The following is a 26,760-nucleotide window of genomic DNA, read 5'->3' on the forward strand; positions in this document are numbered from 1 at the left end:
TACAAAACGGTCATTCTGAACGTTTGAAGAATCTATTCTGCGCCATGCCTGCCGTTATGCAAAGTTTGCGAATAGATGCTTCGTACCTCAGCATGACAGGTGGGAGAGAGTTATTTTTACAAAACGGTCATTCTGAACGTTTGAAGAATCTATTCTAAGCCATGCCTACTGCCCTGCAAAGTTCGTGAATAGATGCTTCGTACCTCAGCATGACAGGTGGGAGAGGGCATTACACCAAACAAAACGTCTTACTGCCAACCCTTAAGAAACTACTTCATATATCTCCACCGCTTTAGCTTTATTTTTCAAGCTTACTTCGCCTATTTTGCTTAGCTCGAATGATTCTTTGGCTTTGTGATATACTTCTTCGGTTACGATGATCTGGTTGGCCTGGGCTACGCCTTGCAGGCGTTGGGCCAGGTTTACGGCATCGCCAATAACGGTATAATCCAAACGTTTTAGGGAGGCTGAGCCAATATTGCCCGAAATCATTTCGCCGGAGTTGATACCTATAGATACTTCGGGCTTAAAAGTTTTATCGCCATAGCTGATGGATTCTGTGGCGTGCATTTTTTCGCGCACGGCAAGGGCGGCATCAATGGCGCGGTCGAGGTGGTACTCGCCGCGAAAAATGGCCATAACGGCATCGCCCATAAATTTATCAACGTGACCGTTTTGTGCTATAATTTCTTTTACCATTACATCAAACAGCGTGTTGAGCAGGTTTACCACGGTATTGGCGGGCACATGTTCAGATATTTTTGTAAAGCCGCACACATCAATAAATAATACCGAAGCTTCTATGGTTTCATTACTCAATAAGCTGCTTTCAAACTCCTTGGTGGTCATAAAGTTTAGCACGTTTTCATCTACATACATTTTAAGGATGTTGTTTTCCTTAATGGCCTGCATGGTTTTTTTTAACTCTTCAACGTGCAAGAGTGTTTTTTCGATGGTGATATCCAGGTCATCAAAGTTTACGGGTTTTACTACAAAATCAAACGCGCCACGGTTCATGGCGGTGCGGATATTATCCATATCGCTGTAAGCCGATACCATAACCGCTTTAATGATGGGGTTAGCCTCGGGCAATTTGGTAAGCAGGGTAAGACCATCCATTTCGGGCATATTGATATCACTCAATATCATATCAATTTCCGGGTCTTCGGCAAGTTTAGCTAATGCTTCAAAACCGTTGTGGGCAAATACAAAATCATATACTTTTTCGCGGATCTTTTTCCTGAACTTTTGTTTTATCAGTAGTTCAAGGTCTAATTCGTCATCAACCACCAGTATTTTGGCCATTATTGTTCTAAGTGTTTAAGTTTTTCTTTTAAATTATTAAAATCCAGGGGTTTGGTCAAAAAGTCGTCTGCCCCCAGTTCCATTGATTTTTGGTAGTTTTCGTCATCGCCATAGGCAGTTATCATCATTACCACCGGTGGCGGTTTTTCGTAAGTGTGGCGTATTTTATCCAGTAATTCCAGCCCGCTCATGCCCGGCATGTTAATATCTGATAATATGAGTATCACCTCCGAATGATTTACTGATAGGAATGCCATTGCTTCCTCGCCCGATTGCGCGAAATTAAACTCGATCTCCCCGGATTTTATCTCCTTGCGGAAACGCTGCAGAAACAAAGGTTGTACATCGGCTTCATCATCAACAACAAGTATTTTCATATAATTCCAAAGTTAAGTTTTGTATTGGTTTGTACCGATAGTAAAAGTGAAATTGATTGGCATTTACCACTAATTAAGCTTTACCATCGGGAATAGTGATGATAAACCTGGCAAATTCACCCTCTGCTGTTTCCACTTTTAAATCGCCGCCATGGCCTTTGGTAATAATATCGTAACTCATAGATAAACCTAATCCTGTGCCCTGCCCGGTAGGCTTGGTAGTAAAAAATGGCTGATATATTTTATCCAATACTTTTTGCGGGATGCCTGTACCATTATCGGTCACGGTAATTTCAACTGCCGGTGTTCCCTGTGTGGTTTTTATTTTTTTGGTAACTACCGTAAGCATAGGCTCGTAGCCAGCAATATTAAGTTTCTTTTTTTCGGCAACCGAATAAAAGGAGTTATTGAACAGGTTGAGGAGCACCCGGCCCAGATCCTGCGGAATAGCCTCTATTTTGCCAATGCTATCATCAAAAATGGTTTTCATGCCCGAGTTAAACATTTTATCTTTTGCCCGTAAACCATGGTAGCTTAAACGCAGGTACTCATCGGCAAGGGCGTTGATATCCGTAGGTTCTTTTTTACCGGTTGTACTGCGCGAGTGTTGCAGCATACCTTTTACAATGCTATCGGCGCGCTTGCCATGCTGGTTTATTTTGGTTAGGTTTTGGGTAATATCATTAATGATCTCGTCGGCTTCTTCTTTGGCGTCATCGGGAAGTTTTGCCAAGATCTCTTCTTTTAGTTCCTCCAGCAATTCTATACTTACCTCGCTAAAGTTATTTACAAAGTTTAACGGGTTTTGTATTTCATGGGCTATACCGGCGGTAAGCTCACCTAACGATGCCATTTTTTCCTGCTGTACCAGTTGGGCCTGGGTGCTTTTTAACTCGGCAAGCGCGCTTTGCAGTTCTTCTTTTTGCATGGTTAGTTCGGCAGTACGCTGTTTTACTTCACTTTCCAGGTTAACCTTCATGGCGGCCATCATCCGGTTTTGTTCCTGCTCCATTTCGCGCTTTTTGCGCTCAATTTCAAGTGTTTTATTTTGCTTGCGGTTAATAAACCACATGGCACCAAACCAAAGCACAGCAAACCAGGTGGCACTTTCAAATACGCCATCATTATTATTATAAAATTTAGTGAAAAGCGCTTCGGTGGTATCAGATAAAAAAGCAATGATTACAAAAGGTATAACGGCGTTGATAATAGGCTTATTTACCCTAAACTCCTCTTTGGTAAAGGGCAAAGTGATTAGCGCAAAGGTAAACAGGTGGCCAACAAAGCGCAAGGCTAACGTTTCGTCCTTAAGGGCAAACTCCAGGCACATTAAGGTAGCAGCCCCCCACATGGCAAATAACAAATATCTGTTCCAATCATCGCGTATGCCTTCTCTTTTTAATGTTTTGCGATACTGTGTTAGCAGAATGATGGCTACAAATGGTTCGAATCCAATATCCATAGTGAGTGTTATGTAATGCTGATGTAAGCAAACAGTTTAAAACTAATATTTTATTTACACTAATTAAAATATGGGGCGGGTTTAGCAGATAAATCGCTTTTAAAAGCGATTTTATTTTAGTGTAAAGACGTAATATTTTGCGTTTGCCACTATGCCGGGCGGTCTGATTTGCATGAGTGATAGGAATGTTGCAACCGCGATATATTGCGGCTCTGCAACAGAACTCCTTTTTTCTCATCCAAAAACACCCTACATTAGCCAATCAATTATCGCCCAAAAATGAAAAAACTCCCATTGGTATTTTTAAGCTTGCTAACTGCGTCATATAGCGTATTTGCACAGGATGCAGCTAATTTATATGATACCGGCACAAAGCCTGTATTAGTATCCAAACAGTTCGCTTTTACCGAGGGGCCTGCTGTAGATAAAAAAGGTAACGTCTTTTTTACCGATCAGCCTAACGATAAGATCTGGGAGTACGATACCAATGGCAAACTGTCTGTGTTTTTAGATAGTGCGGGCCGCAGCAATGGGATGTATTTTGATAGGAAAGGCAATCTGATTAGTTGTGCCGATGCCAAAGATCAGCTCTGGAGTATCAGCCCCGATAAAAAGATAACCGTTTTATTAACCGATTATAAAGGTAAGCTGTTTAACGGCCCCAATGATGTTTGGGTGCGGCCAGACGGTGGATTATACATTACCGACCCGTACTACCAGCGCGATTACTGGACCCGCAAGCAGCCCGACCTTGACGGGCGCAAGCTTTACTACCTGGCTAAAGGGAAACACGAGGCCGTGGTGGTCGACGATCAGTTTAAGCAACCCAATGGTATTATAGGCACCCATGATGGTAAATACTTGTACGTAGCCGATATTGGCGATAATAAAACCTATCGTTATAATATTAATAAGGATGGCTCATTAAGTAACCGCAGTCTTTTTATAGCCATGGGCTGCGATGGGATGACTATTGATGAATTAGGAAATATTTACATGTGCGGCAAGGGCGTAACCATAGTAAACCCCAAAGGCGAAAAAATAGGTCATATTGATATTGACGAACCCTGGACTGCCAATATTTGCTTTGGCGGTAAAAATAAAGATATGCTGTTTATCACCGCGTCAAAAGCGGTGTATACTTTTCAAATGAAAGTGAAAGGTGTTGATTAAACCTGTTGTTGTAAAAAAACGGCTATTTGCTGTTGCTCGTTTTTGCTGAGCAGATCGCCGTTGTAATCCCAATGCTTGTGGTTTGCTAAAAAATGGATGGTGCCTAAATAATCGGGGTTGTCGTTATCGGGGAGTGACGCCTGGGTTTCATCTATCTCTAATTCTTCAGTAAACAAGGTGGATTCATTGTCTACCGATGTTTTATAGATCTTATAAACGCCCGTATCGGTAAGGTTGTGATTCAAAACGGGCTCGATGATGATGTTTCTTGAACTGCCGTCTGTATGTTTTAATACCAGGTAAACCGGGTTTTTCATAGATGTTTTTAATAAAGTATAAGTTTGATACTAAAGACAATATAGCCGCAATTTTGTTTGATGCACGATTTACAAAAATGTATAGAAACAAGAAGCGCCCTCTGATGGGCAGGGGCGCGTTCTAACCAATTATAAACCTAAATTATGAGAAGAGCTGTAAGTGAGGTCTCGAACCTTCTGTTTTTGCTGCCGTTCAGCGCCTTACATTTATTACACTGCAAATATACATGCTATCTTTTATTTTGCAAATATTTTAAGCAAAAATATTAACTATTAACAATTTGATAATATTGACAATGTTTAAGTGCGATATTGATAAATTAATAAATGTTGTTTAAACATTTTATTTGCCTGTATATCAATATGTTCTCACCTTGCAATAATGATACCAATAACCCTGTCAAATAAAATAATCTGTAAACTTTTTAACAAATATTACAAAGTTTACAGATTATGATATGTTTTGTTGAAAAAACGTGGCTTTATAACTAATAAAACCTTTTAGATAGCTTGTGTATTTGGTACACCTGTAGTTTTTGATAGACGAATTGCTGCCAAAAGGTAATAAAATGCCCCAAAGGCCGAATATCCTGCCAGGCTGGCAATACCCATGGTTGGCTGATGTGCCATAGCGGCGAATGCAATACCCGCAATAAGCGATTGCCCACCGCTTAATATCATTGGCCACTGGCCGCCCAATTCGCGGCGCCTTTGTAAACCAAGCACCAATTGTATAATACCGGTTAGGCCTGCCCAGGCACCAAAAACAATAAGCGCGGCCGGGACTCCTGAATTTAAAGCCACCCCAACTGCAAAGGTTGTGATGATGCTGATCACAGCGTTGGTGTATTGCGGCGTTAATGATTCCTTACCTTTATTAATGCTGATATCCCAAAAAGTGCCTACAACATCCCAGGCCGGGTATATGATCAATAATATCGCAGCTATTTGGGGCGATTTTGACGCGAAAATAGCTACCAGTGTTACCCATATTATGGAAAAGCCCATCCTGGTAAAATAAAGTGTACTTAATGCTTTTGCTTTTGCAGTCGCGTTGGTTTTAAAAAGTTGTTCGGTTTTCATTGCGTTATTTTTTACGTTGTTGTTTTATTTTGAAAACACAAAGTTGGTTACAATAAATGCCGCAGATTTTCACTTAGGTGAAAAACCGACAAAGTTTTGTGAAAGATCTGTTTATTCAGACGCTAAAGATGCGATACCATCATTTTTTGGCGAGCAAGCGCTTTTTAATGCGTGTTAATGATGGGTTTTTGATACCCAGGTATGATGATATATGGTAAGCGGCAATCCGGTTAACGATATTTGGATGTTCGTTAGTTAGTTTGATGTAGCGTTCTTCGGCGGTGTTAAACAGAAACTCTTCGGCGCGGCTTTGCGAATAATTAAAAAACAGTTCGGCTATCAGTCGGCCAAATTTTTCCCAGCCGGTAGGGGTGGTGTACAGGTATTGCAGGTCTTTATAGTTAATGGAGATGATCTCTGCATCCTCTAAAGCCTGGATGTAGTAATAACAGGGGTACTGGTTGATAAAACTGCGAAACGATACCAGGAATTGTTTTTCTGAAAAGAAGTACACATTCTTTTCTTCCTGGGTTTTAGGTGGTACAAAATAAATTCTGAAAACGCCCTTGGTTATCAGCGCCAGATCGGTACAAACAAAGCTTTGCATGTTAAAGAAATCGCCTTTAGCAATTTTGCGGGTTCGCCAAAGACTTTGCCCCACGGCAATATCAGTATCGGTAAGGCCGGCAAAGCTTTTTAATACATCGTTTAATATGGCATGTTTTTCGTTGTCCATGGGGCGCATAGGGCTCAACAAATGTAATTAAACCAGTACAATCAAATGTTGCTGAAATGTAAAAGCACCTGGCGTTTTATCACAAGTGTGGTGGATAGACCCGGACGTCGGAAATCAAGATAAATCGATATAGCGGAATCAAATGAGAAATCAAGACCAGGAAACAGGCGTGGGAAAGCGACAAGCTTTTGAGTTTCAATCTACGTTAAGTTTCTATCCCTGAACCAAACTTCATCAGGAGTTGCATTAAAGCTCTCCATCAGATTTACCAGTTCTATAGGGTTGCCCGAGGTGATCACCAATTCGCGGTTAGCGGGTTTCAGGAATTTTTGAGTTACCATTACATCCATTTGGGTAAGCAGGGAATCGTAAAATCCGCCAACGTTTAATAAGCCTATCGGGTGGTTATGCAGGCCTAATTGCAGCCAGGTAAGTACCTCAAAAAACTCTTCGAGCGTGCCCAAGCCGCCGGGTAGAGTAATGATGGCATCGCAAAGATCATTCATCATTTGCTTGCGCTGGTGCATGTTATCTACAATGTGCAATTCGGTTAGCCCGGTGTGGCCAACTTCCTTATCCAGTAAAAACTGTGGTATAACACCTATCGCTTTCCCGCCCCTGCTTAAAACAGCATCAGCTATTAAACCCATAACGCCAACTTTACCACCGCCGTAAACCAGGGTAATCTCCCGGCTTACCATTACTTCGGCCAGTTGTTCAATTGCTTCTTTTAATACAGGATCGCCGTTAAAGTTAGCGCCGCAGAATACACAGATAGATTTCATGTTTCAATTATAATAAAATTTGAGCAATGCCCGGTTAAGCTTGTGTTATCTGTAAAATCTATTCTATCCTCATCGGTATTATTTATATATCTTTAAAAAAAGATATCCTATGAAAAAAACCTTAACACTTACCAGCTTTCTGCTAATGGCCTGCTTTTCTGCATTCTCGCAAAATATTATAAATCCGCAGATAGATCAAAATGACGACTACAATTGCCAGATCACCAAAATAGAAACCAACAGCCAGTTTACCACTGTAACTTTTGCTTACGCCGCAAATGGCGATAATTCATGGGTGCAGCTAAATAAGGAGATTTATATCCAAACAGACCAGGGTAATGAGCATTATAACTATATAAAATCTGAAAACATAGCTATGGTACCCGCAAGACATGTTTTTGCAAAAGCCGGCGATAAACTTACGTTTAAAGTATATTTCAAAAAAATACCGGCTGCTGCAAAAGCCATCGACATTATTGAAAGGGCTGGATATAGAAAAGACGGGATCACTTTTTTTAATTTCTATAATGTAAGCCTTACCAAGGCAATACCAGATGGCTCCAACAGAAAAGTAAAAATAACGGATGTTGTACTACTCCCTCCGCCACCTGCAAATGCGGATACTGCTTCAAGAGGCTTATTTTATGGGGCGGGAAATGAAATGCAGAACGCTATGGGCGCTATGGGGCCAATGTATGCCACCCTGGCAAAATCGATGCTCGACGCGCAATTTGCGTACTTTAAACAACCTGGCAAAATAGCCGAAATGGCCAAACTAAATAAAGATTATTTTGATGCCCTGGTTAAAGAAGGCTTTACTTATGACCAGGCTTTGAAAATTATTACCTCTAACAGTTTAATTTCAAAATCGTCGTCTGTTAACGGTCAATAAAACGACCTGTTAAAACTAAAGCCCGTAAGGTTAAAAGTAAAAACTTATTAATCTTACGGGCTTTTAAATTGATATGAAAACCCATTCACTCAATCAACCACTCACCTAATCAACCTAAAACTACCTGCTTGTATAGTTAGGTGCCTCTTTAGTGATCGTAATATCATGCGGATGACTTTCGCGCATACCGGCTGCGGTAATGCGTACAAATTTGGCACGTTGCAGGTCTTCGATAGTGGCGGCACCACAATAGTGCATACCGGCACGTAAACCACCAATGTATTGGAATATTACTTCGGCCATGTTGCCTTTAAATGGCACGCGGCCAACAATACCTTCGGGTACCAATTTGGTTACCACATCGGTTTCGTCCTGGAAGTAGCGGTCTTTTGACCCCTTTGCCATTGCTTCAACTGAACCCATACCGCGGTATGATTTAAATTTACGGCCTTCGTAAATGATAGTTTCGCCTGGTGATTCTTCAACACCTGCAAATAATGAACCTGCCATAATGGAGCTTGCACCGGCTGCTATGGCCTTTACAATGTCGCCTGTTTGTTTGATGCCACCATCGGCAATAACCGGGATGCCACGGCCTTCAAGGGCCTTAGCACACTCGTAAACGGCATACAACTGTGGTACACCTACACCGGCAATGATACGGGTAGTACAAATAGAACCCGGGCCAATACCTACTTTAACCGCATCGGCACCGGCATCGGCTAACGCGATGGCTGCATCACCGGTTGCTATGTTACCGGCAATAACCTGCAGATTTGGGAATAAAGCTTTTACAGCCTTAACCATATCAATAACCCCTTTTGAGTGACCGTGTGCAGTATCCACAGTAATTACATCAACACCTGCCTGGGCTAAGGCCTTTACACGGTCGATATTATCCGCGGCAACTCCAACAGCGGCACCAACCCTTAAACGGCCAAATTCATCTTTACAGGCGTTAGGGAAATTTTTAACTTTTTGAATGTCTTTATAAGTAATTAAACCAACCAACTTGCCGGCGGCATTAACAACAGGTAGTTTTTCAATTTTATTACCTTGTAGTATAGCAGTAGCCTCGGTTAAGGTAGTACCTTCAGGTGCGGTGATCAGGTTGGTTTTGGTCATTACCTCGCTAACCGGGATGCTCATATCTTTTTGGAAACGCAAATCGCGGTTGGTGATGATACCTTTAAGGTTATGATCGGCATCAATTACCGGGATACCGCCAATGCTGTATTCCCTCATGATCTGGAAAGCATCTTCAAGCAGTGCATCTGCAAGTAAAGTAATAGGGTCCTGGATCATTCCACTTTCAGATCTTTTTACTTTGCGCACCTCATCGGCCTGGGCCTGTATGGTCATGTTTTTGTGCAGTATACCAATACCACCAGCCTGGGCAATGGCAATAGCCAAACCAGCTTCGGTAACGGTATCCATAGCTGCTGAAATAATTGGGATGTTTATACGAATGTTTTTGGTTAAAAAAGTACCTGTGTTTACATCACGCGGCAATACTTCAGAATAAGCGGGGAGTAGTAATACGTCGTCGTAAGTTAATCCTTCGGCAACAAATTTAGATGGGTCTAACTGCATAGCAAATAATTATTTTGGAGTTATTATTTGCCGGGCAAAGCTAACTAAATATTTCGGATTTCGGAATTGAGATTTCGGAATTGTTTGATTATTGCCGTTCTATGATAATTGGGGAAATTTCGGATTTCGGATGTTCAATTTGGGATTTAAAAATCCGAAATCTCAATTCCGAAATCCGAAATCAAAAAATTAGTATTTTCCTACAATCACCTTATAAAACTGGGCGAAATGAAAATACTTATTGGCCAGTTCCAACAGTTTTGCAGAATCTACACTTTTTACTGTGGCTGCATACCTGTCGTAATAATCATAATCGAGGCCGGCAAAGTAAATGCTTTTGAATTTATCGGCGTGCGAGAAAACGTTTTCCAGGCTGCCCAATAATGATCCTAACATATAGTTGCGCACCAGGGCCAATTCTTCGTTGGGAATCAGTTCGGTTTTAAGCAGGTTTAGTTCTTTTTCAATTTCGGTAACCGCAGCTTTACAAACATCGGCGCCAACTTCGGTAGCGATGAAGAACGCCCCACCCTGTTTTAGAGAGCTTAAGCCCGAACCAATGCCATAGGTGTAACCTTTGTCTTCGCGGATATTAGCCATTAGCCTTGAGCCAAAATAACCACCAAAAACCGTGTTTAAAACCTGCAATTGCTGAAAATCGGGGTGGTTACGATTAATAATAGGCGTACCTATCCTGATAGCCGACTGTAGTGCATCAGGCTTCTCGGTAAAGTAAAGTAACTCCGTTGCGGGCTGAATATCCGGCTGGGTAGTATCGGCAGCAGTTGGGCCGTTAACCCAGTTTTTATCAAAGGTATCGGTGATAAGAGCCAGAGCCTCGGGTTCAATTTTACCGGCGATAACTATAGTACAGTTTGCAGGCTGATACATTTCTTTGTAATGGGCTACAAGGTCATCGCGTTGCAGGCTTTTATAGTTGTCGAGGGTTGCACCCAGGCCGTAAATGGTATCGCCGTAAACCGCTTTATTGAAATCCCTGCGGGCAATAAAATCATTTTTTTGCAGGCTTACCTGTAGCTTTTGCTGTTGGTTGCGCTTAAACGTTTCCAGTTCCTTTTCTGGGAAGGTAGAATTAGTAAGCAGATCTAATATAACCGGCAACGTGTGGTGCAGGTGCTTGTTTAAGCTATACAGAGTTACTGTCGAGTTTTCATATCCGTACTCCACCTGTAAAAAAGCACCGTAAAAATCTATTTTATCGGCAATTTGCGCCGCATTTAACGTGCTGGTACCCTCGGTAAGCATGGTATTTACAGCCATGTTCAACATCGGTTTTGCCGGCTTAAAACGCAGGTTGCCAAAAATCCATTCTATACGTACCAGTTCCTGGTCGCCGGAGTTAAAGCAAAACACGTTACAGCCATTATGAAGTTTCTGCCGCTCGGGCCTTAGCAGGGTTATATTATCGATAGCCTTAAAATCCGGGGCTAATGTTCTATCTATGTTGGTCATTGGTCAATAGTCATTGGTCATTAGTCTGAACCGGGATTAAACGGATTTTTCAGGTTTACAGGATTTGATTCCTTTTAATCCTAAAAATCGTGGTTCAGACAAATTTTTTGTTAATTCTCTAATTCCGAAAACGCTGTTTCAGCTACCGGCGCTTTTTCTGCCAGGTATATGAGTGTGGATGAATTATCTTTCCTGAATATTTTATTGGCGGCTTCTTTAATTTGGCCGCTGGTTACGGCCAGGTATTTTTCGGTTTCCTGGTTCAGCATATCGGCATCGCCCAGCAACTCAAATGAAGCCAGGTTCATGGCCTTATCCAATAACGACATTTCTGAGAACACCATGGTCGATTCAGTTTTGTTTTGAACCTTGGTTAACTCATCGGCTGGGATCTCCTCGCTTTTAACCTTTTCCAATTCTTCCCAAAGGGCGGCTTCGGCCTGCTCAATGCTGACGTTTTCTAAGGGTTTACCTTCTAACACAAACATACCCTTGTCAAGGCTGCTGGTAATATAGGCATGTACTTCGCTAAAGATCTGTTTATCCTGCACCAAACTGCGGTATAAGCGCGATGAATGACCGCGTGAAAGCACATCGCTCAATAACTCAACCGCATAGTAATCCTCATCTAACCTGGCACCCATCTGGAAAGCTATGTAAACATCGTTCAGCGGTACCTTGGCGGTAACCGTTTCGCGGCGTTCTTCATGCTGCTCCGGTTCCTGCGGCAGGTTGCGGTGATATTTCTCACCGGCCGGGATAGATCCAAACCATTTTTCTGCTAATTGTTTTACCTGCTCCAGGTTTACATCGCCGCCAACAACCATAATGGCGTTTTGCGGGTTGTAGTGCTTTTTGAAGAATGCTTTTACATCCTCAATGCGGGCATCTTCAATATGTTTAATGGTTTTGCCAATGGTGGCCCAGCGATAAGAATGCTTTTTATAAACCAGCGGCCGAAGCTTTAACCAAACATCGCCATAAGGCTGGTTAAGATAACGCTGTTTAAACTCCTCAATCACTACGTTGCGTTGCACTTCCAGGCTTTTTTCGCTGAAGGCAAGGCTTAGCATACGGTCGCTCTCCAGCCAAAAGGCTGTTTCAATATTGGCCGATGGCAGGGTGATATAATAGTTGGTGATATCGTTGCTGGTGAAAGCGTTGTTTTCGCCACCCACACGCTGCAGGGGCTCGTCATAGCTGGGGATGTTTACCGATCCGCCAAACATCAGGTGTTCAAACAGGTGGGCAAAGCCGGTTTGGTCGGCATCTTCGTCGCGTGCGCCAACATCATACAGAATGTTAAGCACCGCCATAGGCGTAGTATTATCTTCATGAACAATAACCCTGAGGCCATTATCCAGTGTAAATCGATTGAATTTAACCATTGATAGTTATCTTTAAACTGAGCAAATGTAAAACTTTTGCCGATATTGTTGTTGTAAGTCGGAAAGTTCGAAAGTTGAGGAACTGTGCGTATTTTTAATTTGATGCGAGATTCCAAACTCTCCGACTGAAAGTTGTCTCAAACTTACAGACTAAACTCTTTCGGACTTTCGGACTTTTCGGACTTTCGGACTAAAAAAACATGACGTAAACTGAACTCATTAAACAGATAACCGACATTATTGGCAAACCCAAGGTGCTGGAGTTAAGCCGGATATTGAAGGAGCAACAATTTGCGCTGCGTGATATTATCGATATCACTTTTCACCCCGATAAAGCGGTTTCCTTTAGGGCAGTATGGATACTGGAAAACGTTTTTTTAACCGATCCGGAAAGTTATCTGCCCGATCTGCATTACCTTATCGGGCGTTTTAAAGATGTTAAACACCAAAGCTGCATGCGGCATTACGCCAAGATTATTATGCATATTACCGAGCCGGATGTGCCTGCATCATTACAAATAAAACTTAAAGAAATTGATTTTGAACCCGTAGTGGAACAACTTTTCGACTGGATGATAAATCCTAAAACCAAAGTTGCAGTAAAGATTTTTGCAGGCCGGGCCTTATTTAATTTGAAAGATGCCTTCCCCTGGATAAAAGAAGAATTAGCCGCCCAGTTTGAATTTTTGATGCGCGATGGCAGCCCGGGCATTCAATCAAGAGGGAAGAAAATACTTAAGGAAATTGGGAAATGATGTACGGATTTCAGATGTGCAGATTTCAGATGTGCAGATGATAATCAAAAAAAATGTCATCAGGACACACGAAGCAATTCCGAACTGTAAAGAATTGCCTTAACTGATTAGCCTGCCTGTTGGGGATGGCTTCGTTCTATACAATGACGCGGGTATTTCATCTGCATATTTGCACATCTGAAATCTGCGCATCTTATTCCGCAGGTCTATCTTCCCCGTGTAAATTATGGCTTACCTGGTTGTGGTGTAGTTTGGCCGCTATGGCTGATGAACTGTTATCGGCATAAGTACCATAAGCGTTTACCAGTACACCTTTAAGATTATATTTCTCTGATGATACGGCGTAAACTATCGACATATCATCGGGGTTGCTGGCACCTTCAAAACGATAAAATTCGTCTATCTCAATGTCGTCAGCAGCCATCTTTACTCCTTTATCGTTATCATCTATAGTGTCGCCATCTAAAATCAGGTTGGCGGTGTATCCTCTTTTCAACAGGTCGTTAGTGGCATCCACTAAAGTATCGTAAGTTTTCATGGCGGTGATGTTTAAGGTAATCAGCAGGTTAAACTGCCTGTGGGTATATAACCAGTAAGAATGGATGTTGTTTGACATCTTTTGCATAAAAAACATGGCCTCTATCATTATAAAACCATCGCAAACAAAAAACTTGCGAAGTTTTTAAAACTTCGCAAGTTTAGAATATGCAAATCAAAGGTCTCCCCTTCAGGGGAGATTTAGAGGGGCTTCGGCTTGAGGCCTATTGCGCCTTAGCCAGCCACAATGAAGCATTTAAATGCAACGCCGGGTGCGAGGTATAACCAGATGGCGCATCGCCAGACCAGCCGTTGAACAGGCTATCGTTGGTATCGCCTGTGCCGTCATCAGCATCAGAGCTATCGCCAATCCAAACTACCCTGCCACTGCCATAAGTTGCCAGCAAAGCCATAGCATTTGCAGTGCCGCCATTAGTAGCGCTGTTACGCCAGAACAGGCCTTGTACACTTGAGTTATTGGCAGGCAGCAAAGTTGCTGTTGATCCATCATAGAAAGCCAGTTTGGATGCTGTACCTGCAGCACCATTAAGTACTTTCTGCGCATCGGCGTTGGTGCCGGTGTATACATTGGTTGATGGGCTTTCGTTGATATCTACATAATTGATATTGAATCCAAACAGGTTGCTGTTATTGATACCATTGTTGGTCATCAGATCATTCCAAACACGTGGCGAGTCATAACCATCGCCATCGCGGTCTGATGGATTGTAGCCATTGGCATCGGTACCCGCGGTTGTTGCAGCTGTATGGTCGGCAATCATGAATAAGCCGCCGCCATTGGCCACAAAGTTGATTAATGCTGTTTTTTCGGCAGCGGTAAATAAACGGTTAGGCTCAACTACTACAAAAACGTCGTAGTTGCTTAAATCCTGAGCGGCAGATGTACCATAGGTAATGGCAGTTCCGCTTGGCAATGATTCAACCAGCTCGCCACGTTTAACCAATTCAATAGCCCAAGATGAAAGGGCCCCTTTCCAATAGGTTTCGGCAGTGGTTGAGGTAATGCCGGTGTACGATGGTGTTGGTATGCGTTGCGCTTTGGTTTCAACAGTGGTACCACCTGTATAAATTGGTACGCTTTCGGTGCCATCAGCATCTATCTGCCAATCTGCACTGCCCGCATTTTCGAGGTGACTTGCATCAAACAGGAATTTTTTACCTGTAAGTACGGTACCACCACCGGTACCGCCGCCGCCGGTACCACCGTCATTAATGGTGATATCATCAATATCGATACGGTTGGTGCCGCCAGTTAGCTTGCGGATCTCTAAACGTGCCGTGCCGGTTACGCCGGTGAACGTAAAAGTTGATAAGGTTAAGGTTGAAGTAGTGGTTATGGTTGAACCTACCTGTGTGTAGCTTGTGCCGCCATCAACAGAATAGAACAATCCCCAGGTGCTGGCCGCATCGCTGCTGTAAGTACCGCTTTTGATGGTTACGGTGCTGATACCGGTGGTTACATCAAACAGCATGGTGATTTTGCCTGTGTTGCGGATGCGTGCTGCCCATGAGCCGGCTTTTAAATCGCCGGCAAGGTTACCTATAAGCGCATCATACATGTTCCATGAATTGCCCGAAAGGGTTACATTATCGCCGCTGCTTGATCCGGTAGGCGATACATCATAAGCTGTTTTAGGACTGGTTGAGCCAACCTCAAAACCCTGGGTTAAAGAAACCGCCTCGGTTTTAAGTTTTGAAGCCGAATTTAAATCGGTGGCAGCTTGGGCGGGTGCGGCAAGGTCTTTTTTGCAGCCTGTAGCGAGTGTTCCTGCAAAAGCTAAGGCAGCGAAAAGCAGCCTTGAATTGTTGAATTTTAGCATAGTGTGTTTTTTAGGTGGTTTATGTATAAGTTTATGTTTATTAACTGTGCATCAAACTTGGTTATATTTTTAGAACCTTATATTGCTAATATATTAACTTATTGTTAATTATAGTTTGTGTAGCTGATTTTTCAATCTGATATTGAATGTGTTATTGTTGATACAATTAAAGGGTTTTATGATTAAATTACATCCCGAATCACTATATTTACCTATGCTCAATGGCGAAAAATTTAGGCACATCAGAATAAGGGTTAAGCAGTATATACTGGCTTTAACCTTATTGATCAGTTTTTTCGCTACTTCTGGTTACGTAAGCAATGGGGGTAAAATGATCGGTGTAGCCAATACCGAAGTGTTGACCACCCCGCCATCTATCCTTAAAAATGGTGTTAGTTTTAAGAGGGCATTACTTGCGCTTGATAAAAGAGGGAGTTATTGTTTCACGCCCAAACAAAGCCCGGTTTTTGGACTGTTATTGTCTGCCAATATTGCCACATCTCACTATATTCATTTGAACTTACTTTTCAATGCTTATAAAAGTATCATGCAGTTCAAATTGATAAATCCTATCTGTTTTTCTCACCAGGATCTCTCCAATATCGGCTAATCTTCAAGCCCCGATTTTTCCAAATAAAATTTTATTGAACTGCATGGCTGTGTTCTAAAATCAGCTATGTGCTTATTGGTATTTCATGAAGAGACTTAAAAAGCTGTGGAGGTTTATATTCCTGGCACTGTTTTTATTACTCGCTGTAGCTGGAATTTCTATAGCGGGTGCTGCCCCAATCTTAGCAAAAAACGAAGAGAGATATAATGACAATGAGGTACTTATAGAAATGGTTGACGAAAAGAAAGAAGACGAAGAAAAGCCTTAGTACTATAAACAAAAACAGCCGCCCAAACCCGGCGGCTGTTTTTTATATGATGGAGTTAGTTATTTAAAATAGTTAATCTTTCATCCTAATTAAACTTATTCTAACTTAATCCAACCTAATAAACTTATTCAACTCACTCAATCACTTCACTAACCTTTGGCGTATTCAAAAATACAAAGTTGTTATCAAATACATCAACTTTTATGGTGCTGTCCTTATCTACCTTACCGGCCAGGATCTGCTTAGATAGCTCGTTGAGGATCTTTTTCTGGATCACCCTTTTTAACGGACGTGCACCAAACTGCGGATCATATCCCAACTGGGCCAGCCAATCTAAAGCTTCGTCGCTTGCTTCCATGGTGATGCCCATTTCGGCCAGGGTTTGTTTTACCTGGTTAAATTGCAGCTTCACAATGTCATGGATCTCATCGCGGCTAAGTGGTGTAAACATAATGATCTCATCAATCCTGTTTAAAAACTCCGGACGGATGGTTGCCCTTAATAAGCTAAACAACTCGTTTTTTGTTTTGGCTATCAACTCATCGCGGTTTTTATCTTCCAAACTCTGGAAGTTTTCCTGGATAATGTTTGAACCAATATTTGAGGTCATGATGATGATGGTATTTTTAAAATTCACCACCCTGCCTTTATTATCGGTTAAGCGGCCATCATCCAACACCTGTAACAGGATGTTAAATACATCGGGATGCGCTTTCTCAATCTCATCCAACAATATTACGCTGTATGGTTTGCGGCGCACGGCTTCGGTCAGCTGCCCGCCTTCATCATAACCCACATAACCCGGAGGCGCTCCTATCAATCTCGATACCGCGTGGCGTTCCTGGTATTCGCTCATATCAATACGTACCAGGGCGGCTTCGTCATTAAACAAGTACTCGGCCAGGGCCTTTGCCAGCTCGGTTTTACCTACACCTGTCGTACCCAAAAATATGAACGATCCAATTGGCTTGCGTTTATCCTGTAAACCAGCCCGGCTGCGGCGTATGGCATCACTAATCGCTTCTATCGCCTCCTCTTGCCCTGCTACACGCTTATGCAGCTCGTCTTCCAGGTTTAACAGTTTTTCCCGTTCACTTTGTATCATTTTACTCACCGGGATGCCCGTCCAGCGGCTCACTACACCGGCAATATCATCGGCAGTAACTTCCTCTTTCAGCATGCGGCTATCGCTCTGGTTTTCTAACAGGGCGGCTTTCAGTTTTTCAACTTCGGCCTGGGCCTGTACAATGGTGCCATAGCGTAACTCAGCTACTTTGCCATAATCGCCGGCGCGTTCGGCCTGTTCGGCTTCCAGCTTGTAATTTTCAATTTGTTCAACTTTAATGTTGATACCGTCTACCAGGTCTTTTTCACCCTGCCATTTGGCACGCAAAGAATCGCGCTGTGCCGATAAATTGGCAATTTCTTCGCTCAGTTCGGCAACCTTACGGTCGTCATGTTCGCGTTTAATGGCTTCGCGCTCAATTTCCAGCTGCATAATGCGGCGCTCCAGTTCGTCAACCACTTCCGGTACCGAATCCATTTCCAAACGGAGTTTTGAAGCGGCTTCGTCCATCAGGTCGATAGCTTTATCCGGTAAAAACCTGTCTGAGATGTAACGCTGCGACATTTCAACAGCGGCAATGATAGCCTCATCTTTGATCCTTACTTTGTGGTGTGTTTCATAGCGTTCTTTCAATCCGCGCAAAATAGAAATGGCATCGGCCGCATCAGGCTCTTCCACCATTACTTTTTGAAAACGACGTTCAAGGGCTTTATCTTTTTCTAAATATTTCTGGTATTCATTAAGGGTGGTAGCGCCTATGGAACGTAACTCGCCACGGGCCAACGCTGGTTTCAATATGTTGGCCGCATCCATAGCACCTTCGCCACCTCCGGCGCCTACCAGCGTATGGATCTCATCAATAAACAGGATGATTTCGCCATCGCTTTGCGTAACCTCTTTAATAACGGCTTTCAAGCGTTCTTCAAACTCGCCTTTGTATTTGGCACCTGCTATCAATGCACCCATATCTAACGAGTAAACCACTTTAGTTTTAAGGCTCTCTGGTACATCTCCTTTGATGATCCTGAACGCGATGCCCTCGGCAATGGCAGTTTTACCAACACCAGGCTCGCCCACCAGGATGGGATTGTTTTTGGTACGACGGGATAAGATCTGTATAACCCTGCGGATCTCATCATCACGGCCGATAACCGGATCGAGTTTGCCCGAGCCTGCATATTCATTTAAGTTACGGGCGTATTTATTTAAAGCGTTGTAAGTAGCTTCGGCATTTTGGTCGGTTACTTTGCTATCGCCACGTAAACTCACAATAGCTTTTTTCAGGTCCTTTTCGTTTACGCCAAAATCCTTTAATACTGAACTTACAGTACCGCCGGCAGCTAAAATGCCTAACAGAATATGCTCAACGGATACAAATTCGTCTTTAAACTCCTTTAAATACCCCTGTGCTTTTTGCAGGGCCGAATTTGAATCGGACGATAGATATATATTGCTGCCACTCACTTTAGGATACGATGTAATTTGCGCATCCAGTGTATCATTTAAGCGGTTAAGGTTTACATTTAGTTTTTTTAATAAGTACGATATAACATTTTCATCAACCAGCAGCAAGCCTTTTAAAAGGTGCGCCGGTTCAATTGCCTGCTGTTGATTGCCAGTGGCAATTTCAGAAGCCTTTTGAACGGCTTCCTGGGCTTTTATGGTAAAGTTGTTGAAATTCATAGTACTCAATGTTAGTCAAATCCCTTGCCATTAGTCGGGGTATGATAAAAAGTCACGTAAAAACAAACTTTAAGGTCATTTTGGCACTTTAATTTAGAAAGATTCTTATTTAAATTAATATTTTTGCCCAAGCCTTATAAGAAACAATATTGAATACGCTTTTCTTTTTCAAAAATCTGCCAAAAAAGTACAGAACATCGTACCGGAATTTTTATACCTATCAAAATCTGATAGCCATGAGGGCGGCAAGTACGGTGTTTTTATTGCTGAACTTAATTATCAGGATCTTATATTTTGTTTTCCCATCAAGCCTGACCAAGGCACAAAACTTTCCCGAATTTAATACAAGTAACTGGATATTCCTGATCACTACACCGTTTTTCCTGGTAGCAAGTAACCTTTTGATATTGGATTTTAAAAAGCGCCAAAAGGGTACGCAGCTAATGGCCTTTGTGATTTTTTTATTTTCGTTGTATATTATTACTTGTGGCATGTACTCCAGTTTTATTGCTACATCTGATCCCAGTAACGCACTTACGCTTTATCTTATCGCGTTGTGCCTTATCAGTGCAATTTTTGTATTGGAGTACGATGAAACTTTCATGCTTTTAATAGCAACCGAAATTTTTTTTACAGCCCTGCTATTGTACAGCCAGGCATCGCCTACACAAATGCTTTATAACCAGTTGATATCGGTGATCCTTTTATCGGCTTTTTACCTTACCTCCAGGTATTTTTTTACCTATAAAGCCAATAGCTATCAGCAGGTTTTACAGATAGGCGAAAAAAACGAGCAGATTGAAAAAGCCAATGAGTTTAAAAACCAGGTATTGGGCATGGTTGCACATGATTTGCGCAACCCGATAGGAGCGGTTGAGTCCATTGCGATGATGATGGAACTTGATGATGTAGACGCTGATACCCAGGATAACTTAAACATGATTAAAACATCGTGTGCCAAAGCCCGATCTATCATTGATGACTTGTTGGAGGCCGCAAAAAATGAGAATAATACCGGCATAATAACCGAACGTACCGAACTTAATCAGCTATTAAAAGACGCGGTTAATGGCTGGAAATCAGAAAAGAAAATATCTGTTGTTTTTACAAGTAGTGTTAACCCTGTTTTCGCCCTTATTAATAAGGAAAAGTTTTTTAGAGTGGTTGATAACCTGGTAAGCAATGCTATCAAATTTTCTAAAGATTACGACAGGGTAGATGTGCGACTGAGTAAATTAGATAAAGCGGTGATGATTGAGGTACAGGATTACGGCATGGGAATCCCTGCAACAATGTTGCCCGATATTTTTACCCGTTTTACCAAAGCCGGCCGCACTGGCCTACGCGGCGAAAAATCAACCGGACTTGGGCTGAGCATTGTTCGGCAGATAGTTGAAAGCCACAACGGTACCATTACAGTAGAAAGCGCCGAAGGCCGGGGCTCTGTTTTTGTGGTGAAACTGCCGATAGGGTAGTTCATTGGTTCATTAGTACACTTGTTCATTGGTGCTTTTCTGGCATCGCTTTGCAAACTGCCCACGGAAAACGGCTAACTGAACAAACTTTGCGCTTTCTTGATCGTTTTCTCCAGGTTCATCGCTTCTCTTGATACACTGGATATTCCGGAGAAATTTACCACTCCGCGTTCCGGATATTCAGGATGAGTTAGGTTAGTTTGATAAGAATAATAATATTTTAGTGATAACAGGATATATATTATTCAACCAGGCATAATGCCTCAAAGTTTTGCAGCCCTTTATCAAATACCGTGAAACGAGCCGGATAACCGGGTACTATTTTGCCCACCTTATCATCAATGTTTAATGCTTTTGCAGGCCGAATTGTTGCCATTTCAATTGCCTCCTGAAGTGGTATGCCTACATGCGTTACAGCATTTCTTACAGCATCTCCCATAGTTATCGCAGCACCGTTCAAATTGCCTTCTGAATTTCTGTAGGCGCCATTTTCAAGGATAATGTCAATACCCCGCCATTGAAACTTCTTCATTGTTCTCCCCGTAAATAATGCATCAGATACCAGGAACAGTTTGTCTTTTTTTAATTTCCAGGCAATTCTTGCTGCAGCGTAGTCACAATGAATGCCATCAAGGATAATTGGAGTATAAATACGGGGATCGTCAAATACAGCTCCTACTACACCTGGACTTTTGGGAAGGAATAAGGACATAGCATTGTAAAAATGCGTAACCAGGTTAATCCCCATATCAAAAGCTGCTTTGGCCTGTGGATAGGTGGCATTTGAATGACCTACTGATAGGGTAATTCCAGCTTCTATCAACATGGCAATCTGGCTTGGTTTGAACACCTCGGGGGCAATGGTCATCAATTTAATAATGTTTTTACCGTTTTCGATAAGTTCCTTTAATACATCATCAGTTGGTTGTTGTACATATTCTGCAGGATGGCCTCCGCGTTTTCAGGACTGATAAAAGGACCTTCCAAATGCATGCCTAAAACACCTGTATTGGGATGATTTTCGCGAAAAATACGGATGGCGTTTATTCCTTCTTTGATATTTGAAACAGGAGATGTAGTAAGGGTGGGCAGTGTCCATACGGTACCAAGTGTATTGCATGACAGATCTATATCCTTAACGCTTTCGACAGTAGGCTTTTGGGTGAAAAAAGTTTTATTACCACCATTAATCTGCAAATCGATAAACCCCGGCGACAAGTATTGCACTATTGGTACATTTTGCGGAGCATCCATTGTAGTTAACGATAAAATTTTCCCGTGTTCTGCTTGAATTAATTGATTCTTTAATATGGTTTGACCATCAAAAACGTTGACTGCAAAGAGCTCTTTTATCATTTGAACCTTTATTAGAATGAGTTGCAAGCTTATTGAAATTATAACTCAATAACAATAAAAAACACTTACGTTGGAAAGCCTCTGAACGTACCATACCGCCAACTGCTAACTGGCAACTGCCAAATACTTAGAGCCTGTTTGAATTTCTTTCAGAATATTTTTATACCCTCCATTAAGCACATATACACCCGTCATTGCTTCGTCGTACCTCCTCGCAATGACGATCTTTTTATTTATTTTTAAACAGGCGCTAACTGAAAATACTTTGTGCTTTCTTGATCGTTTTCTCCAGGTCTATCGCTTTTCCTAATACGCCTTTAAATAGGTCGCCTTCTTTTTTTAGCCTGTCTACGGAGTTAAAAATGGTAAAGTGTTTCATGGTGAGTCCTGGTTTTACCTCGTCCCAGTGCAGGGGCATAGATACCGTGGCACCTACTTTTGGCCGAAGTGAATACGGACCGGCTATGGTTGCACCGGGGCGGTTCTGCAAAAAATCCAGGTACATTTTACCTCCCCGTTTGGCTACCATTCGTTCCAGGCTGGTATAATTGGGGATTTGTTTATGTACAATATCAACAACGATGCGGGCAAACATCTGGGTTTGCTCATAGGTGTATCTGGCATCGGTAGGGATATAAATATGCATGCCCGTTGAGCCGGATGTTTTGCAGTAGGATGGTACATCAATGGCATCTAACACTTTTTTCACTTCCAGCGCGGCAGCAATTACCTGGTCGAAGGTGTTTTTATCAGGGTCGAGGTCTATCACGCAATAGTCGGGATTATCGGGTGATTGTATCCTGCTAAACCATGGGTTCATTTCAATACAGCCCAACGATGCCATCCATAGTAAACTTGCTTCATCTGTACCAACCAAATACTCTTTATGTTCGCCATCGCCGTTGATATACGGAAAAGTTTTGACCCAATCCGGCGCTTTACCTTTTACATCTTTTTGATAAAAACTGGGGCCGTGAATACCACCCGGGAACCTGTTGAGCGACATGGGCCTGTCCTTCAAATAAGGTAAAAGATATTCGGCTACCTGGTAATAGTAGTTGAACATATCGCGCTTGGTTACCTTATCCTCGGGCCAGTAAAATTTGCTCAGGTGGGTAAATTTCAAATCGTGCCCGCAAATTTTGCGCACCTGGGTTTCATCTTTAGGGTTAAGCAGCGTTTTCCTGCCTTTATCCTCGGGAGCTTTAATAGCCATGGCATGTTTATCTTCGTTTTTTTCTGTTTTTGGGTCGATGGCCGTTGCAGTAGGCTCGGCAATTTCGCGGGCAACCTCTTTGGCTTTTTTATCAACCCGCATCCCCCGGAAAGATGGGTGCCTGAAAACACCATCGCTGGTAACTTCGCTAAAAGCCACTTCGCAAACCAGTTCGGATTTTAACCAGGTTGCCTTAGCCTTTGGTGGATTGGGTCTGAAACGTGATGGTTTATTTACATCCGGGATAGTATCAAACGGGCTTTTATCGGTGATCAATGGCTTAAACTGCGCCATCATTTCTTTTTGCACTTTATCAGAAAAGCCCGTGCCTACCTTACCTACATATTGCAGGGTATCATCTTCATAAACGCCTAACAGCAATGAGCTAAACTGCTTAGCGGTATCTTCGTTTTTAGTAAAACCGGCAATCACTACTTCCTGCCGTTTATGTACTTTAATTTTCAGCCATTCTTTTGATCGCATGTCGGCCGTGTAGGTGCTGTTTGTTTTTTTTGCAATGATGCCTTCTAAGCACATTCGTTCGGCTGCTTTGAAAAAATCAGTACCGCTGGCGTCAAAAACTGTGCTGACGCGAATACTGTCATCGTTGGTTGGTAGAACCTCTTTTAAGATGGCCTGGCGCTGGCTAAGCGGCAAACCGGTTAGTTTTTTACCATCGTACCATAAAATATCAAATACGTAGTAAACCAGTTGGCCATCGGCCTCGCTGCGCCAGTTTTGCAGGTTGCCAAAATTAGAAATGCCTTTATCATTTAAAACCAGGATCTCGCCATCAAGCACGGCATTGATAGTAAACTTTTGCAGCAGTTTATAGATGGGGTAAAATTTTTCGTTAAAGCTTTTGTTATTGCGCGATTGCAGCTCAACTTCCTCCTTATTGATAAAAGCCAGCGCGCGATATCCATCCCACTTCACCTCGTAAACCCAGTTGGGATCGTCAAAAGGTTCATCAACCAGGGTAGCGAGCATGGGCTTCATCCCGGTAGGGATTTTTCCCTTGGACGCTTTCTTCAAAATTGCCGCTACATCTATATCTTGCGGCTCGGCCACGCTTTCCTGCGGTTCAATAGCCTTAGTTAACTTTTTTTTTGATGTCGATGCTTTTGCAGCCGCTTTTTTAGGCTTCTCTACCTTTTCCTCGTGCCCACTATGCCAAACCTTATCACTTGTTTTTTCCATCGCCTCGATGGTTTTACTCGAGACCACCGATTTATCTTCTTTGGTGATATCTTTTTTTGAAGCGAAATCATAATCATGCTTAATCAGCAGCCAGGCGTTATCGCCCATTCCATGGGTTTTTACCAGCGCGAATTCGCCCTCCAGTTTATCGCCGTGAAGCTTTATTTTTACCGAACCTGATTCGAGTTGCTTGAGCAGATACTTTTCCTGAGCCTTTTTGCCTTTAATTTCCTCGATAGGTTCGTAAGTGCCCTCGTCCCAAACAATAACGGTGCCGCCGCCATATTCACCCTGGGGGATAATGCCTTCAAAAGTGTGGTAATCATAGGGATGATCTTCCACCATCATGGCCAGTCGCTTGGTTTTAGGATCTGTAGATGGTCCTTTAGGCACCGCCCAACTTTTGAGCACGCCATCCATTTCCAGCCTGAAATCATAATGTAGCCGCGATGCATCATGTTTTTGAACCACGAAGCTCAAACTATCCTTATCCTTGCTTTTTCCGGCTTTGGGTTCGGCGGTTTTGGTAAAGTCCCGCTTTTGGACATATTTTTCCAGGCTCATGGTGGTGATGTTAATTATTAGGATAACAACATGAGGGAGAGGAAAGTTTTAATTTGGTTTATTGGTTCATTAGTTCATCGGTGTTGTTCGAAGAATGGGCATGATGCATTAGTGTTCCAGGTCTCTTTTAATACAATCTTGGGAGAAACCTGCAAAGTATAAAGGCCTAAGTAGTCAACCGGCCTCTCCAGTGGCTTTGAAGAATCTCTGAAGAGACAGGCTAATCTCAGGCTTAAACTAACCAAGGGACGACTCACCCGGTCTACGCTTCGCTGGACCTCCCTCTCTCCGGCGAGCCGCAAAGAGGGCAAAAAGCACAAACTTTATTTTTATTTTCCCATGCTTTTACCCGGTCAGACCCTTTAACTTCTTCAATTCAAAAATCTCTTCTACCGCTTTTTTATATCCACCGGCTTCAATAAACGAGTCACTTATCTTTTCAATATTTTCCCGGTAGGTGGGAGTTGTCAATACCTTTTCTACTGCATCGGTTAAAATATCCGGGGTAAGTGTATCAACATCCAAAACAATGGTGGCGTCTAATTCCTGCGCGCGGTTAGCCATGTAAAATTGGTCGGCACCTAAGGGGACGGATACAAAGGGAACTTTATGATAAAGCAGATCGCCGATGCTATTCATACCTGCGTGGGTTATAGCTACTGTGGCGTATTTCAACAGTTCGAGTTGTGGTACAAAACTTCTGATGATAAAGTTATCGGGTACCTTATATTTTGACAGTTCCACATCATAAGCAGCCATTACCACAATAGCATCGGTATCGGCAAAGCTGTCAAAAAATAATTGATTAAGATCGGCGGAATGGTTGCCGAATATAGTGCCCAGCGAAATGTAAACCACCTTTTTGCCCTCCAGCTTTTCAAATGGAAAATCGACATTGTACTTTTTATCAAATATCGGCGGACCGATAAAAATGAAACTATCGTCGTAATTTTCGGGATGCGGAACAAAATATTTGGAGGTGTAGATGATGTTCAGGTCGCCTTTGTTGAACAATAGATCGATGATATTTTCGGGGATCTGTACCTGGTATTTTTCTATTAAATCCTGTCTTACCGTTTTAAACTCATCTGTAAACTCTGCACTTAAGCCCATGAGTCCTTTACCAGGCGTGTTTTTGTCCATCAATTCTTTAATGGTAGCAAAAACCGCGTACGATGACACAACCGGAATATTCAATATCTGGCCAATTACGGTGGCATAAGGGTAGGCCGCCGAGCAAACCAGGTAATCGAAATTCCGCCCTTTAATATCATCCAAAATAGCGTCAATAAATTTAACTGGATTTAAAAACGCGCCGATAAGGCCGGGTTTGGGTTTCTGAGTTTCGGCTGCAGGAGATGAATCTGGCGGTGCGGCAGTGCGCTTTTTAAATAAGTTCAGGTCTTCTTTGTAGTACTCAAATTCGGCTCCTATCTCTTCAACCGCTTCTTTGAATTCAACCGAAGTAAAAAAAGCAACTTCTTCACCCTTTTTAATGAGTTGGGCAGCTAAGCCCAACAGCGGATTCATGTGACCGTGTGAAGGCATACTTAATAACAATATTTTTGACATGGTATTTTTTATCTTTTGTGAAAACAAAATTAC

The 26,760-nt window shown here is 42.4% G+C and carries 23 protein-coding genes; 6 read left to right on the plus strand and 17 right to left on the minus strand.

Going from position 1 to position 26,760, the window contains the following annotated elements; translation table 11 throughout:
• Positions 1-261 precede the first annotated feature (261 nt).
• From FHS10_RS24170 to FHS10_RS24180, 3 genes are all read right to left on the minus strand, one after another.
• Entirely contained in the window at positions 262-1,305 is a 1,044-nt protein-coding gene (locus FHS10_RS24170; RefSeq protein ID WP_259096054.1) for an adenylate/guanylate cyclase domain-containing protein, read from the minus strand.
• On the minus strand, positions 1,305-1,682 hold the full coding sequence (locus tag FHS10_RS24175; RefSeq protein WP_259096056.1) for a response regulator: 378 nt from the start codon (positions 1,680-1,682) through the stop codon (positions 1,305-1,307). The genes FHS10_RS24170 and FHS10_RS24175 overlap by 1 nt, the downstream gene beginning before the upstream one ends.
• A 73-nt stretch (positions 1,683-1,755) precedes the next feature.
• Positions 1,756-3,144: a sensor histidine kinase gene (locus FHS10_RS24180; RefSeq protein WP_259096057.1), complete on the minus strand. Its 1,389-nt coding sequence runs from the start codon at positions 3,142-3,144 to the stop codon at positions 1,756-1,758.
• A 279-nt stretch (positions 3,145-3,423) separates the two neighbouring features.
• On the opposite strand from FHS10_RS24180, the gene FHS10_RS24185 reads away from it, so the two are divergent.
• A complete protein-coding gene (locus FHS10_RS24185) occupies positions 3,424-4,317 on the plus strand; it encodes an SMP-30/gluconolactonase/LRE family protein (RefSeq protein ID WP_259096059.1) in 894 nt (297 codons plus the stop codon).
• On the opposite strand, the gene FHS10_RS24190 is transcribed toward FHS10_RS24185, so the two are convergent.
• The 4 genes from FHS10_RS24190 to FHS10_RS24205 form a co-directional block, all read right to left on the minus strand.
• Positions 4,314-4,634 (minus strand): hypothetical protein, encoded by a 321-nt coding sequence (locus tag FHS10_RS24190; RefSeq protein ID WP_259096061.1) that lies wholly within the window; start codon positions 4,632-4,634, stop codon positions 4,314-4,316. The genes FHS10_RS24185 and FHS10_RS24190 overlap by 4 nt on opposite strands.
• Before the next feature lie 501 nt (positions 4,635-5,135).
• A complete protein-coding gene (locus tag FHS10_RS24195; protein ID WP_259096063.1) occupies positions 5,136-5,717 on the minus strand; it encodes a DUF308 domain-containing protein in 582 nt (193 codons plus the stop codon).
• 139 nt (positions 5,718-5,856) lie between these two features.
• On the minus strand, positions 5,857-6,453 hold the full coding sequence (locus FHS10_RS24200) for a Crp/Fnr family transcriptional regulator (protein ID WP_259096065.1): 597 nt from the start codon (positions 6,451-6,453) through the stop codon (positions 5,857-5,859).
• Positions 6,454-6,653: 200 nt separating this feature from the next.
• Positions 6,654-7,238, minus strand: coding sequence for an LOG family protein (locus FHS10_RS24205; protein WP_259096067.1), 585 nt, complete (start codon positions 7,236-7,238; stop codon positions 6,654-6,656).
• Positions 7,239-7,347: 109 nt separating this feature from the next.
• Here FHS10_RS24205 and FHS10_RS24210 point away from each other — a divergent pair, with 109 nt between their 5' ends.
• Positions 7,348-8,130 (plus strand): hypothetical protein, encoded by a 783-nt coding sequence (locus tag FHS10_RS24210; RefSeq protein WP_259096068.1) that lies wholly within the window; start codon positions 7,348-7,350, stop codon positions 8,128-8,130.
• A 120-nt stretch (positions 8,131-8,250) separates the two neighbouring features.
• Here the strand turns inward: FHS10_RS24210 and guaB are convergent, their stop codons facing one another.
• From guaB to FHS10_RS24225, 3 genes are all read right to left on the minus strand, one after another.
• Positions 8,251-9,723 carry an IMP dehydrogenase gene (gene guaB / locus FHS10_RS24215; protein WP_259096071.1) on the minus strand — a complete coding sequence of 491 codons (1,473 nt, stop codon included), beginning with the start codon at positions 9,721-9,723 and terminating at the stop codon, positions 8,251-8,253.
• 189 nt (positions 9,724-9,912) lie between these two features.
• Positions 9,913-11,196 carry a M16 family metallopeptidase gene (locus tag FHS10_RS24220; RefSeq protein WP_259096073.1) on the minus strand — a complete coding sequence of 428 codons (1,284 nt, stop codon included), beginning with the start codon at positions 11,194-11,196 and terminating at the stop codon, positions 9,913-9,915.
• Between the two features lie 110 nt (positions 11,197-11,306).
• The gene (locus tag FHS10_RS24225; RefSeq protein ID WP_259096074.1) at positions 11,307-12,584 is read right to left on the minus strand and encodes a M16 family metallopeptidase; all 1,278 of its coding nucleotides are present in this window, start codon (positions 12,582-12,584) and stop codon (positions 11,307-11,309) included.
• Between the two features lie 236 nt (positions 12,585-12,820).
• Between FHS10_RS24225 and FHS10_RS24230 the strand changes: the two genes are divergently transcribed.
• Positions 12,821-13,339, plus strand: a complete 519-nt coding sequence (locus FHS10_RS24230) for a HEAT-like fold family protein (protein ID WP_510186648.1) — start codon at positions 12,821-12,823, stop codon at positions 13,337-13,339.
• Between the two features lie 193 nt (positions 13,340-13,532).
• Here the strand turns inward: FHS10_RS24230 and FHS10_RS24235 are convergent, their stop codons facing one another.
• Together FHS10_RS24235 and FHS10_RS24240 are read right to left on the minus strand one after the other, a co-directional pair.
• Entirely contained in the window at positions 13,533-13,955 is a 423-nt protein-coding gene (locus tag FHS10_RS24235) for a phosphoribosylpyrophosphate synthetase (RefSeq protein ID WP_259096077.1), read from the minus strand.
• 145 nt (positions 13,956-14,100) lie between these two features.
• Complete coding sequence (locus FHS10_RS24240; RefSeq protein WP_259096080.1) at positions 14,101-15,717, minus strand: hypothetical protein; 1,617 nt, start codon at positions 15,715-15,717, stop codon at positions 14,101-14,103.
• Positions 15,718-15,895: 178 nt separating this feature from the next.
• Here FHS10_RS24240 and FHS10_RS24245 point away from each other — a divergent pair, with 178 nt between their 5' ends.
• Both FHS10_RS24245 and FHS10_RS24250 read left to right on the plus strand, forming a co-directional pair.
• Positions 15,896-16,327 (plus strand): hypothetical protein, encoded by a 432-nt coding sequence (locus tag FHS10_RS24245; protein ID WP_259096081.1) that lies wholly within the window; start codon positions 15,896-15,898, stop codon positions 16,325-16,327.
• A gap of 85 nt (positions 16,328-16,412) precedes the next feature.
• Positions 16,413-16,595 (plus strand): hypothetical protein, encoded by a 183-nt coding sequence (locus FHS10_RS24250; protein ID WP_259096084.1) that lies wholly within the window; start codon positions 16,413-16,415, stop codon positions 16,593-16,595.
• A gap of 133 nt (positions 16,596-16,728) precedes the next feature.
• Here FHS10_RS24250 and clpB read toward each other — a convergent pair whose 3' ends face one another.
• A complete protein-coding gene (gene clpB, locus FHS10_RS24255; protein WP_259096086.1) occupies positions 16,729-19,344 on the minus strand; it encodes an ATP-dependent chaperone ClpB in 2,616 nt (871 codons plus the stop codon).
• A 149-nt stretch (positions 19,345-19,493) separates the two neighbouring features.
• Between clpB and FHS10_RS24260 the strand changes: the two genes are divergently transcribed.
• Positions 19,494-20,819: a sensor histidine kinase gene (locus FHS10_RS24260; protein WP_259096088.1), complete on the plus strand. Its 1,326-nt coding sequence runs from the start codon at positions 19,494-19,496 to the stop codon at positions 20,817-20,819.
• Between the two features lie 241 nt (positions 20,820-21,060).
• Here FHS10_RS24260 and FHS10_RS24265 read toward each other — a convergent pair whose 3' ends face one another.
• The 4 genes from FHS10_RS24265 to FHS10_RS24280 all read right to left on the minus strand — a co-directional run bounded on the left by FHS10_RS24265 (position 21,061) and on the right by FHS10_RS24280 (position 26,727).
• Positions 21,061-21,687 (minus strand): N-acetylglucosamine-6-phosphate deacetylase, encoded by a 627-nt coding sequence (locus FHS10_RS24265; protein ID WP_259096090.1) that lies wholly within the window; start codon positions 21,685-21,687, stop codon positions 21,061-21,063.
• Positions 21,688-21,725: 38 nt separating this feature from the next.
• On the minus strand, positions 21,726-22,175 hold the full coding sequence (locus tag FHS10_RS24270) for a hypothetical protein (protein WP_259096092.1): 450 nt from the start codon (positions 22,173-22,175) through the stop codon (positions 21,726-21,728).
• A 250-nt stretch (positions 22,176-22,425) separates the two neighbouring features.
• Positions 22,426-25,155, minus strand: a complete 2,730-nt coding sequence (gene ligD, locus FHS10_RS24275) for a DNA ligase D (protein WP_259096094.1) — start codon at positions 25,153-25,155, stop codon at positions 22,426-22,428.
• 345 nt (positions 25,156-25,500) lie between these two features.
• On the minus strand, positions 25,501-26,727 hold the full coding sequence (locus tag FHS10_RS24280; protein ID WP_259096096.1) for a macrolide family glycosyltransferase: 1,227 nt from the start codon (positions 26,725-26,727) through the stop codon (positions 25,501-25,503).
• Positions 26,728-26,760: the final 33 nt, after the last annotated feature.

This window comes from Mucilaginibacter dorajii (assembly GCF_024808255.1).
GTDB classification, from domain to species: domain Bacteria; phylum Bacteroidota; class Bacteroidia; order Sphingobacteriales; family Sphingobacteriaceae; genus Mucilaginibacter; species Mucilaginibacter dorajii.

Bases quoted from the DNA above. Each gene is read 5' to 3' on its own strand.
- FHS10_RS24220 (WP_259096073.1), bottom strand. From the start codon at position 11,196: ATGACCAACATAGATAGAACATTAGCCCCGGATTTTAAGGCTATCGAT.
- ligD (WP_259096094.1), bottom strand. From the start codon at position 25,155: ATGAGCCTGGAAAAATATGTCCAAAAGCGGGACTTTACCAAAACCGCC.
- FHS10_RS24190 (WP_259096061.1), bottom strand. From the start codon at position 4,634: ATGAAAAACCCGGTTTACCTGGTATTAAAACATACAGACGGCAGTTCA.
- FHS10_RS24240 (WP_259096080.1), bottom strand. From the start codon at position 15,717: ATGCTAAAATTCAACAATTCAAGGCTGCTTTTCGCTGCCTTAGCTTTT.
- FHS10_RS24205 (WP_259096067.1), bottom strand. From the start codon at position 7,238: ATGAAATCTATCTGTGTATTCTGCGGCGCTAACTTTAACGGCGATCCT.
- FHS10_RS24265 (WP_259096090.1), bottom strand. From the start codon at position 21,687: ATGACCATTGCCCCCGAGGTGTTCAAACCAAGCCAGATTGCCATGTTG.
- clpB (WP_259096086.1), bottom strand. From the start codon at position 19,344: ATGAATTTCAACAACTTTACCATAAAAGCCCAGGAAGCCGTTCAAAAG.
- FHS10_RS24250 (WP_259096084.1), top strand. From the start codon at position 16,413: ATGAAGAGACTTAAAAAGCTGTGGAGGTTTATATTCCTGGCACTGTTT.
- FHS10_RS24175 (WP_259096056.1), bottom strand. From the start codon at position 1,682: ATGAAAATACTTGTTGTTGATGATGAAGCCGATGTACAACCTTTGTTT.
- FHS10_RS24235 (WP_259096077.1), bottom strand. From the start codon at position 13,955: ATGTCAAACAACATCCATTCTTACTGGTTATATACCCACAGGCAGTTT.
- FHS10_RS24170 (WP_259096054.1), bottom strand. From the start codon at position 1,305: ATGGCCAAAATACTGGTGGTTGATGACGAATTAGACCTTGAACTACTG.
- FHS10_RS24245 (WP_259096081.1), top strand. From the start codon at position 15,896: ATGATTAAATTACATCCCGAATCACTATATTTACCTATGCTCAATGGC.
- FHS10_RS24210 (WP_259096068.1), top strand. From the start codon at position 7,348: ATGAAAAAAACCTTAACACTTACCAGCTTTCTGCTAATGGCCTGCTTT.
- FHS10_RS24185 (WP_259096059.1), top strand. From the start codon at position 3,424: ATGAAAAAACTCCCATTGGTATTTTTAAGCTTGCTAACTGCGTCATAT.
- FHS10_RS24180 (WP_259096057.1), bottom strand. From the start codon at position 3,144: ATGGATATTGGATTCGAACCATTTGTAGCCATCATTCTGCTAACACAG.
- FHS10_RS24270 (WP_259096092.1), bottom strand. From the start codon at position 22,175: ATGATAAAAGAGCTCTTTGCAGTCAACGTTTTTGATGGTCAAACCATA.
- FHS10_RS24280 (WP_259096096.1), bottom strand. From the start codon at position 26,727: ATGTCAAAAATATTGTTATTAAGTATGCCTTCACACGGTCACATGAAT.
- FHS10_RS24200 (WP_259096065.1), bottom strand. From the start codon at position 6,453: ATGGACAACGAAAAACATGCCATATTAAACGATGTATTAAAAAGCTTT.
- guaB (WP_259096071.1), bottom strand. From the start codon at position 9,723: ATGCAGTTAGACCCATCTAAATTTGTTGCCGAAGGATTAACTTACGAC.
- FHS10_RS24225 (WP_259096074.1), bottom strand. From the start codon at position 12,584: ATGGTTAAATTCAATCGATTTACACTGGATAATGGCCTCAGGGTTATT.
- FHS10_RS24195 (WP_259096063.1), bottom strand. From the start codon at position 5,717: ATGAAAACCGAACAACTTTTTAAAACCAACGCGACTGCAAAAGCAAAA.